Origin of the sequence: Alistipes sp. CAG:268 (genome assembly GCA_000434235.1) — a bacterium.
GTDB classification, from domain to species: domain Bacteria; phylum Bacteroidota; class Bacteroidia; order Bacteroidales; family Rikenellaceae; genus Alistipes; species Alistipes avistercoris.
On the sequence record FR891966.1, the window covers coordinates 14,802 to 29,004 of the forward strand.

Below are 14,203 nucleotides of genomic sequence, written 5' to 3' on the forward strand. Positions count from 1 at the left end.
CGGTGTCAGAACTGGAAGTAGATGAAGGGTTGGATGTCGCTCGACTTGATCTGCATGACGCACCAGATCATCGCGGCGGCCAGCAGCACCTGCAGCGCGAGCGGAGCGCAGGTGACCACCCGCTGTGCGGCGGCATCGACGCGGGCGGGCAGGAAGTGCAGCAGGTAGCCCGTGGCGATAAGGGCGAAGACGCCGGCGTACCCGGCCACGACCTGCGGGATCATCGGCGCGTTGAAGTTGTGGAAGATCTGGTGGAGCATCAGTGAGACGGTCTGCATCGACTCGGCGCGGAACATCAGCCACCCGAAGCAGACGAGGTTGAAGGTGAGCAGGATGCCTCCGATGCGGCTCAGGCGGTGCATCTGCGAGCCGTCGGCCTTGGCTCCCGGAACTGTGGCCATCCAGATCTTGTGCAGCGCCAGGGCTGCGCCGTGCAGGCCGCCCCAGAGGATGAACCGCACGGCGGCGCCGTGCCACAGTCCGCCCAGGAGCATTGTCAGCAGGAGATTCACGTAGGTGCGTACGCGGCCCTTGCGGTTGCCGCCCAGTGAGATATAGAGGTAGTCGCGCAGCCACGACGAGAGCGAGATGTGCCACCTCCGCCAGAACTCGGTGATCGTCGCCGACTTGTAGGGGGCGTCGAAGTTCTTGGGGAAATGGAATCCCAGCAGCAGGGCAATGCCGATGGCCATGTCCGAGTAGCCCGAGAAGTCGCAGTAGATCTGCAGCGCATAGGCGTAGATGCCCGCCAGACACTCGAAGCCGGAGTAAAGCAGCGGCTCGTCGAAGATGCGGTCCACGAAGTTGAGCGAGATGTAGTCCGAGATGATCGCCTTCTTGAACAGTCCCGTGAGGATCAGGAAGACTCCCGTCCCGAACATCGTGCGCGTAACCACCGGGTTGCGGCGGATCTGCGGGATGAAGTCGCGTGCGCGGACGATCGGGCCGGCCACGAGCTGCGGGAAGAACGAGAGGTAGAAGAGGTATTCCAGCCAGTTCGTAAGGGGCTGGAGCTGGCGGCGGTAGACGTCGATCGTGTAGCTCATCGACTGGAAGACGAAGAACGAGATGCCGACCGGCAGGAAGATGTTCTGGAACTGGAGGAATCCGGGCCCGAACATCTGGTTGGCGATCTCCACCAGGAAGTTGGTGTACTTGAAGTAGCCGAGCATGCCGAGATTGACCGCCACGCTCAGGGCTACGAGTGCACGTCTGATGCCGCGTCGTTCTGTGCGGGCGAGGGCCCGGGCGATCAGGAAATCGCTCGTGGCGGCGAAGACCAGCAGCAGGAAATAGATGCCGCTCGACTTGTAGTAGAAGTAGAGCGAGAAGAGGATGACGTAGACGATGCGGGCCATCGTTGCCCGGCGCAGTGCGCTGTAGAGCAGCAGGAACCCCGCGAAGAGGAACAGGAACAGCCCGCTGCTGAAGATCAGCGGCGAGGAGGAGTCGTAGGCGAGCAGCGCCTGCAGCCTTTCGGCGATGCCGTCCGTGGCGGGGAGGGTCATGATCGGGGATCGTTAAGGTTTTTTCCCGGAGTGTCGGGAAGCAGCATCCGGTCGATGCGGGCCCTCTGACGCGGGCTCAGGATTGGGACGGCGGCCTCGCGGCGCACCTCCTCGGCCCGCTTCCGGGCGGCTACTTCGGCCGTCAGTGCGTTCAGCGCATCGACCAGCGCCCAGGCCACGCGGCTGCCGCCTGCATAGTTGATGTGGGTATAGTCCTTGCCGGCCCAGCCGTTCTGCACGAAGCGCTCCATGCCGCCCTGGGCCCGCATGGCGTTGCACGTGGGCCAGAAGGCCGCACCCGTGTTCCGGGCTGCGCGGCGCTGGCTTTCGGTCATGTGGGGCAGGGCATCCATCGGCTCGAAACGTCCGTCGTTCTTCACCGAGCGGTCGCTGACGCCCAGCACCAGCACCGCAGCGCCCGGGAAGCAGCGGCGTACGAAGTCCACCATCTTCTCGATCTGCTGCGAGTAGCCCGTGTAGTTGTGCACGCCGGCCTGCATGATGTTCAGCCCGTACTGGAGGATCACCAGGTCATAGCCCGCGAGGGCGTCGATCCGGGCATTGACGGCCGGGTCGGTCCAGAACATTGCCTGTCCGTTGTTGCTCCGCACCGAGTAGTTGTCCACCACCACGCCGTCGCCCTCGAAGATGCCGCCGTAGCCGATGAATCCCTCGCCGGGCGTGAGCACCCGGCACGTCAGGGCGTGGATGTGGGGGGCGCGGATGACGATCTGGCGGACCGCCTCGTCGGCCGGTATGTCAAACGTGCGGCGCAGCGTGTCGTTGAGCGTCACCTCGATGCGGCTTTCTCCGGGTGAGCGGAACAGGAGCCGTGCTCCCGTGCAGGAGTCGAGCCGTGCACGGGCGTCGGTGTTCTCCCAGCGGGTCGAGGCTCCCGCTGCCGGCTGGCTTACCCAGCCCGAGACGAAGAAGTGGTCGCGGAGCCCTTCGGGTGCCTTTTTGCGCTGCATGATGTTGTAGGTCGTCCATCCCTTCGATTCGGTGTGGACCGTGCGGCGGAACCCCGTCAGCGGCGAGGCCATCGGGGCGAAGCCCGTGCCGCCTCCGCCGTAGGCCGCCTGGAGCTTTTCACGCAGGTCGGCCGTCAGGATGTCGCCCTCGACGAACGAGTCGCCGAGAAAGGCGATGCGCACCGGGCGTGGGGCATGCAGCAGCGTGTCGCAGAAGGCCCGGATTCCCGTTCCCGTGGTGTCGAAATCCTCGATCGGCGTCAGTTCGGGAAGCAGCCGCACGGTGTCCGGGCGTCTCGGGCGGAGCGGGAGCGTGTCGCGGCGCAGATCCCACTCGAACGAGGCGGGAGCTTCGCGCGGGGTACTGTCGGCCTCGATGCGCGAGATGACCTCCTCCATGTCCACGTGGAACTCCTCCTCGTCGAAGAGCTGCGGCTCGGCGGCCTCCGCGGTCGCCTCTGCATCGCCGAAGTCGATGAGGTCCGAGAGGATGTTGGCGCGGCGGAGTTTCACGCCGCCCAGGCTCTGCGGGGGTATGAAACTGACGGCCACGAGCACCGCTATGAGTGCCGCAGCCGCCATCCAGCCTTTGTGCAGGTAGTCTTTTTCGGGGGAACCCATCTCCTGCAGGTTAGTCGCGACGCCCGCCGAGGATCAGCAGGACGTAGTAGAGTACCGAAGCGATGGCGCTTAGCGCGGCCACCAGGTAGGTGCGGGCCGCCCACGAGAGGGCCTCTTTGGCCTGTGCAAGCTGGGCGCCCTGCATCGTGCGGCTCACCTGCAGCCACTCCAGTGCGCGGGCCGAAGCGTTGTATTCGACCGGCAGCGTGATGATCGAGAAGAGGGCCGACACGGCGATCATGCCCACGCCGATCCAGCAGAGCAGTTCGTTGCGCGTCGAGGCGAGGATCACCAGCCCGAGGATGATGACCCACGTGGCGGCCGACGAGGCGAACTGCACCACGGGCACGAGCTGCGAGCGAAGCACCAGCGGGGCGTAGCCGCGGGCGTGCTGTACGGCATGGCCGCACTCGTGGGCCGCAACGGCGGCCGCGGCGACGCTTGTCGAGGAGTAGACCGCATCGCTCAGATTGACGGTCATCGTCTGCGGGTTGAAGTGGTCGGTGAGGTGCCCGCCGACATGCGTGACCTTCACGTTGTGGATGTTGTTGTCGCGCAGCATTTTTTCGGCTACCTCGGCGCCCGTGAGGCCGCCGGGGAACTGCACCTTCGAGTATCTCTTGAAGACGGACTGCAGGCGCGCCTGCACGAGGAATCCGATGACGCCGATGGCGATGATCAGAATGAACATGCCGGTCGTAGCGGCCGAGTAGCGTGCGGCGGCCGATTCGGCGTAAAGGTTTGCCTGAAGCAGGATGATGAGCGGTTGTACCATAAATCGTTCGTGTTTTTATCGGTTCTTGCGGTACGTGTAGTAGGCCCCGGCCTGTTGCGTGGGCATCAGTACCATATCATTAACGTTCATGTGGGCCGGTAATTGTGCGGCCCAGGCGATCGCCTCGGCGATGTCGTCGCCCGTGAGCGGCTCCACGCCGTCGTATACGCGGTCGGCGGCTTTGTGGTCGCCGTGGAAGCGGACGAGCGAGAACTCCGTCTCGACCATGCCCGGGCGGATCTCCGTCACCTTGATCCCGGCCGACAGCAGGTCGGCGCGCATCGACTGCGAGATGGCGTGCACGGCGTGCTTCGAGGCGCAGTAGACCGCGCCGTTCTCGTAGGGCTCCGTGCCGGCGATCGAGCCGATGTTGAAGATGTGTCCGCCGCCTGCGGCGACCATCTTCGGCGCGATGACGCGCGTCACGTAGAGCAGCCCCTTCACGTTGGTGTCGATCATGGCGTCCCAGTCGCGCGTGTCGCCCCGGTCGATGTGCTCGAGCCCGGCAGCCAGCCCGGCATTGTTCACCAGCAGGTCGATCCGTTCGAGCGGCTCCAGCGCCCGGCGCACCTCCTCCTCCGAGCGGACGTCGAAGGTGAGGGTCGTGCAGCGGCCGCCGGCCGATTCGATGTCGTGCTGCAGGGCGGCGAGCCGCTCCGCGCGGCGCCCCGTAGCGATGATGTCGTAACCTTCGCGGGCGAGCCGCAGTGCGGTGGCGCGCCCGATTCCCGAGGTCGCACCCGTGATCAATGCCTTTCTGTTCATGGCGAAAACTGCCTCTCGGCGATTAAAAAAACGTTATTTCGGGCAAAAATACGAAATTATGTGTTACTTTGCATAAATTTTCGGATAAAAACAGCTGCCGTGAATCTCTCGTTTTTCATCGCCCGCCGCATGGCTCGACCCTCGCCGGAGAACAAGCCCGGCGTGATGGAGCGTATTGCCGTGATCTCCGTGGCGTTGGGGGTTGCGGTGATGATCCTTGCGCTGGCCGTCATCATGGGGTTCAAGCGCGAGGTGGCGCACAAGATGGCGGGATTTGCGGCCCATGTTTCGGTGACCGACATCCGGGGTGTCCAGTCGCTCGATGCCCGGCCCGTGGTGCGGAGCCGGTACCTCGAGGAGCTGATCCGCTCGATGCCGGGCTTCGTCTCGATGGCGCCCTATGCGCTGCGCGGAGGCATCGTCCGCACCGAGGATGCCGTCGAGGGGGTGGTGCTCAAGGGGGTCGATGCGACCTACGACTGGCGCTTTTTCGACGAGTGGCTCGTTGCCGGGGAGCTTCCCCGTGTGGGCGACTCGATCCGTACGAAGGACATCCTGCTGTCGCAGACCCTCGCCTCGAAGCTGCGCCTCGGTCCCGGGGACAAGGTGGAGATGCTCTTCGTCGAGCCCGGCGAACTGCCGCGTCGCGACCGCTTCAAGGTATCCGGTCTCTACGCCTCGGGAATGGACGACATGGACGAGCGGATGATCCTCACGGACCTGCGCAACGTGCAGCGGCTGGCCGAGTGGTCCGGCGACGAGGTCTCGGGTTATGAAATACTCCTGGAGCGGGCCTCCGATGCCGACGCATGCGCCGCACGGCTCGGCCATGCGCTCCTGTACGACGACGACCCCGCGACGGCAAACCTTGCCGTGACGAGCGTTGCGGAGCGCTATCCCAACATTTTCGACTGGCTGCGGGCCCACGACGTCAATGCCGCGGTGATCATCGTCATCATGCTCGTCGTGGCCTTCTTCAACATGGCCTCGGCCCTGCTGATCCTCGTGCTCGAGCGGACGCGCATGATCGGCCTGCTGAAGGCTCTCGGCATGCCCAACAGCCAGCTGCGGGCGATCTTCCTCTGGCGGGCGACCTTCGTGACGCTGCGCGGCCTGGCCTGGGGCAACGCCGTCGGGCTGGGGGCCTGCCTCGTGCAGCAGGCGACGCATCTGGTCAAGCTCGATGCCGAGGGCTACCTGCTCTCGGAGGTCCCCGTGGCGCTCGACTGGGCGTGGTGGCTGCCGCTCAACCTGGGTTTCATGGCGGCGATCGTCGTGCTGCTGCTCATTCCGACCTTTGTGATCTCGACGGTGCGACCCGACGAGACGATCCGATATGAATAACGCAAGATGAAACCGTACAATACCGATCAGACCAAGAAAGAGGAGGTGCGCGAGATGTTCGATCGCATCGCTCCCCGTTACGATTTGCTCAACCATACGCTGTCGATGAACATCGACCGCATCTGGCGCCGGCACGTGGTGCGCGAAGTGCGCCGTTCGGCGCCGCGGAGGATACTCGACGTGGCGACGGGCACGGGCGATCTGGCCATCGAGATGGCCCGCCGGATCGACGGCGTGCAGGTGCTGGCCGTCGATCTCTCGGAGCAGATGCTCTCTGTGGCGCGGCGCAAGGTCGAGGCGCGCGGACTCGACGGACGGATCATCCTCGACCGCGGCGACGCCGAGCACCTGACGGCCGGCGACGCCTCGGTCGATGTGGCGACGGTGGCCTTCGGGGTCCGGAACTTCGGGGACCTCGAGACCGGGCTGCGCGAACTGTTCCGGGTTGTCCGTCCCGGAGGCCGGGTGGTGATCCTTGAGTTCTCGACGCCCCGCAACCGGATCTTCCGCACCCTCTACGAGTTCTACTCCTACCGCATTCTGCCCCGCATCGGGGGCATGGTGTCGCACGACCGGCAGGCCTACGCCTACCTCCCGGCTTCGGTCGGTGAGTTCCCGGCTCCGGAGCGGTTCCTGGCGATGATGGAGGCGGCGGGATTCCGGCGCTGCAGGGCCCGGAGCCAGAGCTTCGGCATTGCACAGATCTACATCGGCGAGCGATGAACGGGGCCCTGCGACGCATCGTGTGGCGCTGCCTGGCGGTTGCAATCCTGCTGACGGTTGCGGTCTCCTGCCGGCAGGCGGTCGAGCAGGCCCGACACGAAATCGGCATCGAGACGGTCGAGCGCATCGAGCGCCGGGGATCGGCGGGTGCGGTGGCGGTGCTGCGGGTGCGCAACGATTCGGAGCGCACGCTGGTGCTGCGACATGCCCGGATCGGGGTCAGTTACGGCGGTGCGCCGGTGTGCGAGCTGGAGCTGCGCGATCCGGTGCGGGTGCCTCGGCGGACGACCGGGAGTGTCACGACGTTGTGGCGGTTGCGGGCGGATAATCCGATGGCGCTCTATGTACTCGAACGTCGGATCCGCGAGGGAGACCTGGAGCGGATCGGCATCCGCTACGACCTCCGTGGCCGCGGCGGGGGGGGTGCCATCCGCTACGACCTCCGTGGCCGCGGCGGTGCGGTTCCGGTAAATATTTCGGCCGAAATGATGCCGTTGTCGGATTTTTTGAATACCTTTGGCCTGTCGGCCGACGACCTTAAAAACTATCTGTAATGATACGCAGGATCTCGATATGCATCTGTTTGCTGTGCTGCGCGGCGGCTCTTCCCGCGGCGGCACAGTCGTTGGGCGCTTTCAAGCGGCAGCTGGCCGAGCCGGCCGCCTCGTCCTCGCTGTTCGGGCGGGCCCGGGTGATTGCCAGCGAATATGGCGAAACGGCCGGCAAGGTGGCCGATGCCGCACGCGCGGAGCAGCGGCAGCGGTTTGCGGGCTACCGCGTCTGCATCTTCTCGGACAACGGTCCCGAGGCGCGCGAAGGGGCCTTCGAGGCCAAGAAACTCTTCGAGGAGACCTTTCCCGACGTCAAGGTATACATGGGCTACGAGAATCCCTATTTCAAGGTCTCGGTCGGCAACTGCCTGACGGCCGAGGAGGCGATCATCCTCAAGGGCCGCGTGTCGGCCACCTTCCCGAAAGCCTTCCTCAAGAACGAGGAGATCGCCGTTTCCGATCTGGTGGAACCGTGAAGGTTCAGTCCCTTGTTAATCGTGGGGTAAAATAGTCCGGCAGAAAAATAAGCCGGTCTGCCGTATTTTTCTGTGGAATGAACTTCAGCCGCGTGAAGTGCATGATGCGTGGCGAGATCTGTCCTGGGGCATGGTGGGCGTGGAAGACGACCCGATATCGATGTCTCTTGTCCCTGAAAACGGCATGATGTCCGCAGCCCTGCAATGTCCCCGGGGATTGCAGAATCGGGTTGTGCTCCGATTTGGTCCAGGGACCCAGGGGGTGATCCGCCGTGGCGTATCCTATGCCGTAGTCGGGGCATTCGTAGCTGTTGGCGGAATACGTCAGGTAGTATGTGCCTTTGTGCCGGATGACAAAAGGCCCCTCGTTTACTGACGGCCATATCTTCTCCCATTCCTGGGACATGCTGATGCATGGTCGGGCTGTGTCAGGCCGAGGCGTTTGCAGATCCTTTTCGAGTTCGCAGACCCAGATTGCGTTGCATGTGTCGATTTTGACCCAGAACAGGTAAGCCTGTCCATTTGGGTCGATGAAGAGCGAATTGTCGATGTTGCGGCCTTCGATCATCGGGCGTTTCTCCTTTTGTCTGAATGGCCCGAGCGGCGATTCGGATGTGGCGACACAGATGTGTTCCTCTGCAGAATAGTACATGTAATAGGTTCCGTCGATGAGATACACCTCCGGGGCCCAGAACCATTTGTTGCCGTAGCTGTCCCGTTTGTCGAGTGCAAGGTGAACCTTGTCGTCTCCCGAGGGCGATTTCCAGTTTTTCAAATCCCTGGAGATGTAGACCGGTATGCCGTTGTCGCTGCCGGTGCCGTATGCATAGTAGACTCCTTTGTCGTAGAGGATGAACGGATCGGCCAGTGGAACCTGCTGTTCCCCATTCTTTGCGGTGGTTTTCGTTGTGGAGAAAACGGCTGCCAGCAGCATGCATGCAGTTGCGATGAAATGTTGCAGTTCTTGTTTCTTTGTCATGTTTGCGCGTTTTTGGTTGTATCGGGTCTGTTCCTGTAGTAGCAAGGCTGTTTTTTAATTTGCTAAAACGTTATAATAAATTTCGATAATTCTTGATGTGTGATGATTTGCGTTTTATATATTTGATATTTAGTGTGTTGCGTCGCTTGCTGGGACGCTGTGTATTGCAAAGATAAAAAATATTGATTGAATTTAGTTGCAAAAATACATGGTTCCTGCTATATTTGTATGGTACGACCGAGGATATACTTTCCAATTCAATACTCTTTTTTACCAACTAAACTTAAACAATCGTTATGAACAGAAACCTGAAACTGCTCTTTTGGCTGGGTATGTTTGCCGTCTCGCTTGAATCGGCTGCTGCCCGGGAATTCAACGGTGTCTATGAGGGGCATAACATGGATCATGTCGCGTTCCCGGTCGGAGGTATCGGAACGGGAATGATCTGCTTCGAGGGGACCGGTGCGATATCCCACGTCTCGCTTCATCATGTCCCGGATCTTTTCCATGAGCCGTGTACGTTTGCTGCTGTCTGTGTCAAGGGTGTCGAAAACGGAGCCAAGGTGCTTGAAGCCAATGTTCCCGAATATAAGAAATACGGCCGTTTGAACGGGGGAATGGGTGTCGGCGGAACTACATGGGGATTGCCCCGTTTCGATGAGGGGCGCTTCTCGGCAAGGTTCCCCTTTGCCCGGCTCGATCTGCATGACGACGATCTCCCGCTTGACGTTTCGATCGTTGCCTGGAATCCTTTTATTCCGAACGATGAGGACAATTCCGGACTTCCTGTCGGAGGGTTTGAATATACTTTCCGCAATACCTCGAAAAAACCGGTTGTGGCCGTATTCTCGTTCAATACCCGTAATTTCATGTACAAAACGGATGCGGCCGTATCTTCGGTAACTCCGTTCGAGCGGGGATTCATCCTCAATCAGGAGGCTCCCGCAAATGAGCGCCATCTTGAAGGGCATCTTGCCATCTGGACTGACGATGCCCGCACGACAGTCGATCATTGCTGGTTTCGAGGCGGTTGGTTCGATCCCCTGACGATGGCCTGGAACAACGTGACGCGGGGTGAACTCATATCTAACGAGCCCGGGCCGGGGGCGCCCGGAGGTTCGCTCTACGTCCCGGTCGAACTGGCTCCTGGCGAATCGAAGACCGTTCGGCTCTATATGGCCTGGTTCGTTCCCCGCTCGAACCACCGGATCGGTCTCGACCCGAAGAATGTGCGCGATTTCGGCTCCTGTTACAACGAGGCGGATTATGCGGGGCAGCCGGACCGTTATGAACCGTGGTACAGCCGAAGGTTCCGGAACGTAAACGAGGTGGCTGCCTATTGGGAAGAGAATTACGATCAGCTCAAGCAGAGAACCGGACGCTTTACGGAGGCTTTTTACGATACGAGCCTGCCCAAGGAGGTTGTAGAGGCTGTGGCCGCGAATCTGACTATCCTCAAGTCGCCCACGGTGATGCGGCAGCATGATGGCCGTTTCTGGGTTTGGGAAGGCAGCGGTGACAGTTGGGGCAGTTGCCACGGCTCCTGCACGCATGTCTGGAATTATGCCCAGGCGGTGCCTCACCTTTTTCCCCGCCTGGAGCGTTCGTTGCGTGAGACCGAGTTTTTCGTGGATCAGAATACCGACGGACATCAGGCATTTCGGACCAATCTGCCGATTCGGCCGGTGCACCATGACTTCCATGCGGCGGCGGACGGGCAGCTCGGTGGAATCATCAAAGTGTACCGGGATTGGCGGATCGGCGGCGACAGCTTGTGGATCAGTAGGCTGTATCCGCAGCTGAAGCAGAGTATGGACTATTGCATCCGGACTTGGGATCCTCGTGAGGTGGGGGCTTTGGAGGAACCTCACCACAATACCTACGATATCGAATTCTGGGGGCCGGACGGCATGTGTACGAGCTTCTATGCCGGCGCACTGAACTGTTTCGTCGCGATAGGCGAGTATCTGGGGCAGGATGTGTCGTACTACCGGGAACTGCTGGACCGGAGCCGCGATTATATGGAAAACAAGTTGTGGAACGGCGAGTATTTTATCCAGAATGTCCGGTGGAAGGACCTGAATGCACAGAATCCCACTACGGCTCTGACGTTCCATAGCACCTATTCGGAAGAGGCGAGGGTCATTCTTGAGAAGGAGGGTCCCAAATATCAGTATGGCACGGGTTGCATCTCGGATGGCATTATCGGTTGCTGGATGTCCCTGGCTGCAGGTATCGACGAGCCGATCGATCCCGACATGGTGCGCAGCCACTTGAATGCCGTCTATCGCTACAACCTCAAGCACGATCTGACGGATCACGCCAATCCGCAGCGCCCGGGGTACGCAATGGGGCGCGAGGGCGGTCTGCTGTTGTGCTCGTGGCCTCATGGCGACAAGCCCCAGCTGCCGTTTGTCTACAGCGACGAGGTATGGACAGGCATTGAATATCAGGTGGCCGCCCATCTGATTTTCGAGGGAGAGGTCGAGAAAGGTCTTGATATTGTGCGTACCTGCCGTTCCCGGTACGACGGTACGGTGCGGAATCCGTTCAACGAATATGAGTGCGGATCGTGGTATGCACGTGCGATGTCGAGCTACAGTCTGATTCAGGCTTTGACCGGTGTTCGTTATGATGCCGTCGAGAAGACGCTTTATATCGATTCCCGGATCGGAGACTTCAAGTCGTTTCTCTCCGTGGACGGAGGATATGCAACCGTTTCATTGAAGCGAGGGAAACCTTGTATCAGGGTTCACGAAGGGCAGATCGATATCGATAAATGCCTGGTTGGGGGCAAATCGGTTGAAATAGAGAGGTTGTGAGACTGTCGGTGGTCTGTGACTGAACGGTCGCGGGAAAGATCCTCAGGGTCTTTCCCGTTTTTTGTTGGATTCCTGTGAAGCCCGAACGGGGTAGGCTCTGAACGGATGGATGGCGCTGGAAGTGCTTGAGGCTATGTCCGGCCGATACGGGCGGGGCTTCTCGAACCTGTGGAGAGGATGTTTGGGCTCGATCGGGATGTTGGGAAGGGTATTGTCAATCGGCAGAATCAGAGGAAAAAGAATGGACGGTTCCCGGAGGCCGATTAGGCACAAAAAGGAGAGCGAGGACCAGTTGTTGACCCTCGCTCTCCGGCGATTCTTTGGGAGTTTTTGGGAATATGAAAGTTAATAGGTTTCCAGATCTTGCCAGGTCGGGAATTCCGGGAACTTTGCATGGGGTTCCGCCTGGTACCAGAATGTGGTGGCCGAGATATCGGAATTCTGCTGCAGGTAACGGCCGTCGTGACGCCAGCCAAGGTCCTGAATGGTGATTTTCAGGCTTTTGTTGAAGCGGATCGGGTCCATGATGTGCCAGCGGTATAGGCCGAATCGCTCTTGCGAACGGTATGTGCCGTCGGGACGGATGACTTGGCAGAGGCCTGCGTAGGGGGTGCAGAATTCGGTGAATCTTCCTTCCCGGTCGAAATTGTAGGACCCGCAGAAGTAGTCTTCGGTCCCTGTGCCGCAGATGGTGGGGAATTTGTCGTCTCCGTCCATGAAGAACTTGATCTCGCCTTCACCCCACCAGCCGTTGTTGTGGAGACCCCAGGCCATGTAGACGCCTACGTATTGGCCTTTTCCCTTGACATTGTCGATTATGGTGAAATCGGAGGTTTCGTTGTAGCGTGTACGTCGGAACTGGGCATGGAAATAACCGGCGTCTTCGGGGACCTCGGTCAGGGTATAGTCTACCTGGTAGTAGAGGTTCATCGGCTGGGACGGGTTGATGTTTTCGATGGTGATTTTGCACTTTTTCCGGAAGGGCATGGTCCAATAGCTGTTGAAGGCGCTTCCCGGATTGACGCAAATGGGCAGCGATACGACCGGAGCATATTCGTTCCATCCCATGCAGAAGAAGTCGGAGATGGGGCACTCGACGGAGGGCTCTTTTTCGTCGTCCCAGTAGATGCGTATGATGCTCCAGCGCCAAACACCCGTCGGGGTCATCCAAATGTGCTGAATGGCACCCGGACCTTCAATCTCTGCGATGGTAAACGTTTCGTTCGGATTGATCGTGATGTAGGGATTGACCTTCCAGGTCTGGCCCAGGTCACGTGCCGCCCATGATGCGTTGTTTTCGTTGCGGGTGGCGGGGAGGGCCGGGACGGCCATGCCTCCTTTTCCCTTTTCTCCGGTGAAATTCTCGGGGCTGATCGATCTCGTCTCGGCATTTGAAAGACGTGACAGGTTGCCCAGATTCATTTCCAGCCCGTTGAACGGGTATTGTTGTTGCGCAAAGCCCGTTGCGGCGATGGTACTGCAGAGCAGTACTGACAGAATTTTCGTTAGTTTCATTTCATTCGGTTCGGTTAATAGTGATCGTCTTTTCAGGATAGTGCAGTATTTCACTGCAAATATGCTAAAACGTTTTAACAAAATCAAATTTTACGCATGGAATTTTTGACCGATGATGCTCTTTTTTTCAGAACGCCCTCGTATTCGATCTGTTGTCTGAAGATAGATCCTTCTTCAATTTGTTCAATGAGCACCTCAACGGCCTTCTGGGCCATAGACTCCAGGGGTTGCTGGATGTAGCTCAATGGCGAGTAGAAAAAGTCGAATGCGTCGCCTCCGTCAAATCCCACCAGCCCCAATTGCTCTGGAACGATGATTTTGTGCCTTCGTATGGCATGAATGCAGTTCGTCGAGATGGTGTTTGTTGCCATGATCAGGGCGTCTGCCTTGTCTTTCAGCATTTTAGATATGGCTGCGTTGCAACTGTCCGTCATGCGCCTGTGATCGACGAACGCCTTGCGGATCTCTTTCTCCAGGCCGGCCTCGCGCATGGCGTCTTCGTATCCCAGGGTTCGGTCGATCGTATGTTTGAGGTTGAATTTATAATTGACCATGCCAATGTGCCGGTATCCGTTTTCAAGCAGGTGTCGTGTGGCGTCATAGCCTGCTTTGCGGTTGTTCAGGCAGACATAGGTCGCATCGACGTCGGGAATGTACCGGTCGAGCAGGACAAGGGGGATACGTCGATCCATCAGGTTGTTCAACAGCGATTTGCATCCGTCGCAGGGTACAATGATGATTCCGTCGATTCCTCTGCTGATCATGTTTTCAGCCAGCATGGCTGTCTGTTCCGCGTTTTCATCGGAGTTGGCAAAGTGTACGGCATAATGGTATTTCCCTGCCGTTCGCTCTACGAACCGGGCGATGTTGGCGAAGAACGGGTTGGATATGTCCGAGACAATGAGCCCTATCGTACGGGACTTCCCTTCCCGCAGGCTTTTGGCTGCAACGTTCGGCGTATAGTTCATTTCTATGGCGACACGGCGTATCTTTTCTGCCATTTCCGGTCTGATCCTGTGCTCTTTCTCCTTGTTGTTCAGCACAAAAGATACCAAGGATGTCGATACGTTGGCCTCTTTGGCGATGTCCTTGAGTGAAGTTCTCTTTTTGTTCATTATATAAGTAGGTATAGGGGTTTGCTAAAACGATTATG

12 protein-coding genes are annotated in these 14,203 nt (G+C 59.4%); 5 read left to right on the forward strand and 7 right to left on the reverse strand.

Annotated features, from left to right (window positions below):
• Window positions 1-5: 5 nt before the first annotated feature.
• From QZL63_RS00475 to QZL63_RS00490, 4 genes are read right to left on the reverse strand one after another with little or no spacing between them, the layout of a single operon-like run.
• A complete protein-coding gene (locus QZL63_RS00475) occupies window positions 6-1,508 on the reverse strand; it encodes an MBOAT family O-acyltransferase (RefSeq protein ID WP_022307389.1) in 1,503 nt (500 codons plus the stop codon).
• Window positions 1,505-3,100 (reverse strand): hypothetical protein, encoded by a 1,596-nt coding sequence (locus QZL63_RS00480; RefSeq protein WP_022307390.1) that lies wholly within the window; start codon window positions 3,098-3,100, stop codon window positions 1,505-1,507. The genes QZL63_RS00475 and QZL63_RS00480 overlap by 4 nt, the downstream gene beginning before the upstream one ends.
• Before the next feature lie 10 nt (window positions 3,101-3,110).
• Window positions 3,111-3,875, reverse strand: coding sequence for a zinc metallopeptidase (locus tag QZL63_RS00485; protein WP_022307391.1), 765 nt, complete (start codon window positions 3,873-3,875; stop codon window positions 3,111-3,113).
• 15 nt (window positions 3,876-3,890) lie between these two features.
• Window positions 3,891-4,640 carry an SDR family NAD(P)-dependent oxidoreductase gene (locus QZL63_RS00490; protein ID WP_022307392.1) on the reverse strand — a complete coding sequence of 250 codons (750 nt, stop codon included), beginning with the start codon at window positions 4,638-4,640 and terminating at the stop codon, window positions 3,891-3,893.
• A 99-nt stretch (window positions 4,641-4,739) separates the two neighbouring features.
• Here QZL63_RS00490 and QZL63_RS00495 point away from each other — a divergent pair, with 99 nt between their 5' ends.
• From QZL63_RS00495 to QZL63_RS00510, 4 genes are read left to right on the forward strand one after another with little or no spacing between them, the layout of a single operon-like run.
• Window positions 4,740-5,984 (forward strand): ABC transporter permease, encoded by a 1,245-nt coding sequence (locus QZL63_RS00495; RefSeq protein ID WP_022307393.1) that lies wholly within the window; start codon window positions 4,740-4,742, stop codon window positions 5,982-5,984.
• 6 nt (window positions 5,985-5,990) lie between these two features.
• Window positions 5,991-6,707: a bifunctional demethylmenaquinone methyltransferase/2-methoxy-6-polyprenyl-1,4-benzoquinol methylase UbiE gene (gene ubiE, locus QZL63_RS00500; protein ID WP_022307394.1), complete on the forward strand. Its 717-nt coding sequence runs from the start codon at window positions 5,991-5,993 to the stop codon at window positions 6,705-6,707.
• Window positions 6,704-7,261: a hypothetical protein gene (locus tag QZL63_RS00505; protein ID WP_022307395.1), complete on the forward strand. Its 558-nt coding sequence runs from the start codon at window positions 6,704-6,706 to the stop codon at window positions 7,259-7,261. Before ubiE ends, QZL63_RS00505 begins: the two co-directional genes overlap by 4 nt.
• Complete coding sequence (locus QZL63_RS00510; RefSeq protein WP_022307396.1) at window positions 7,261-7,734, forward strand: hypothetical protein; 474 nt, start codon at window positions 7,261-7,263, stop codon at window positions 7,732-7,734. Before QZL63_RS00505 ends, QZL63_RS00510 begins: the two co-directional genes overlap by 1 nt.
• Window positions 7,735-7,738: 4 nt before the next feature.
• On the opposite strand, the gene QZL63_RS00515 is transcribed toward QZL63_RS00510, so the two are convergent.
• Complete coding sequence (locus tag QZL63_RS00515) at window positions 7,739-8,713, reverse strand: glycoside hydrolase family 43 protein (RefSeq protein WP_022307397.1); 975 nt, start codon at window positions 8,711-8,713, stop codon at window positions 7,739-7,741.
• 296 nt (window positions 8,714-9,009) lie between these two features.
• Between QZL63_RS00515 and QZL63_RS00520 the strand changes: the two genes are divergently transcribed.
• Entirely contained in the window at window positions 9,010-11,535 is a 2,526-nt protein-coding gene (locus QZL63_RS00520; RefSeq protein WP_022307398.1) for a GH116 family glycosyl hydrolase, read from the forward strand.
• A gap of 345 nt (window positions 11,536-11,880) precedes the next feature.
• On the opposite strand, the gene QZL63_RS00525 is transcribed toward QZL63_RS00520, so the two are convergent.
• Together QZL63_RS00525 and QZL63_RS00530 are read right to left on the reverse strand one after the other, a co-directional pair.
• Complete coding sequence (locus QZL63_RS00525; RefSeq protein WP_022307399.1) at window positions 11,881-13,050, reverse strand: glycoside hydrolase family 172 protein; 1,170 nt, start codon at window positions 13,048-13,050, stop codon at window positions 11,881-11,883.
• A gap of 83 nt (window positions 13,051-13,133) precedes the next feature.
• Window positions 13,134-14,165, reverse strand: a complete 1,032-nt coding sequence (locus QZL63_RS00530) for a substrate-binding domain-containing protein (RefSeq protein WP_022307400.1) — start codon at window positions 14,163-14,165, stop codon at window positions 13,134-13,136.
• Window positions 14,166-14,203 lie beyond the last annotated feature (38 nt).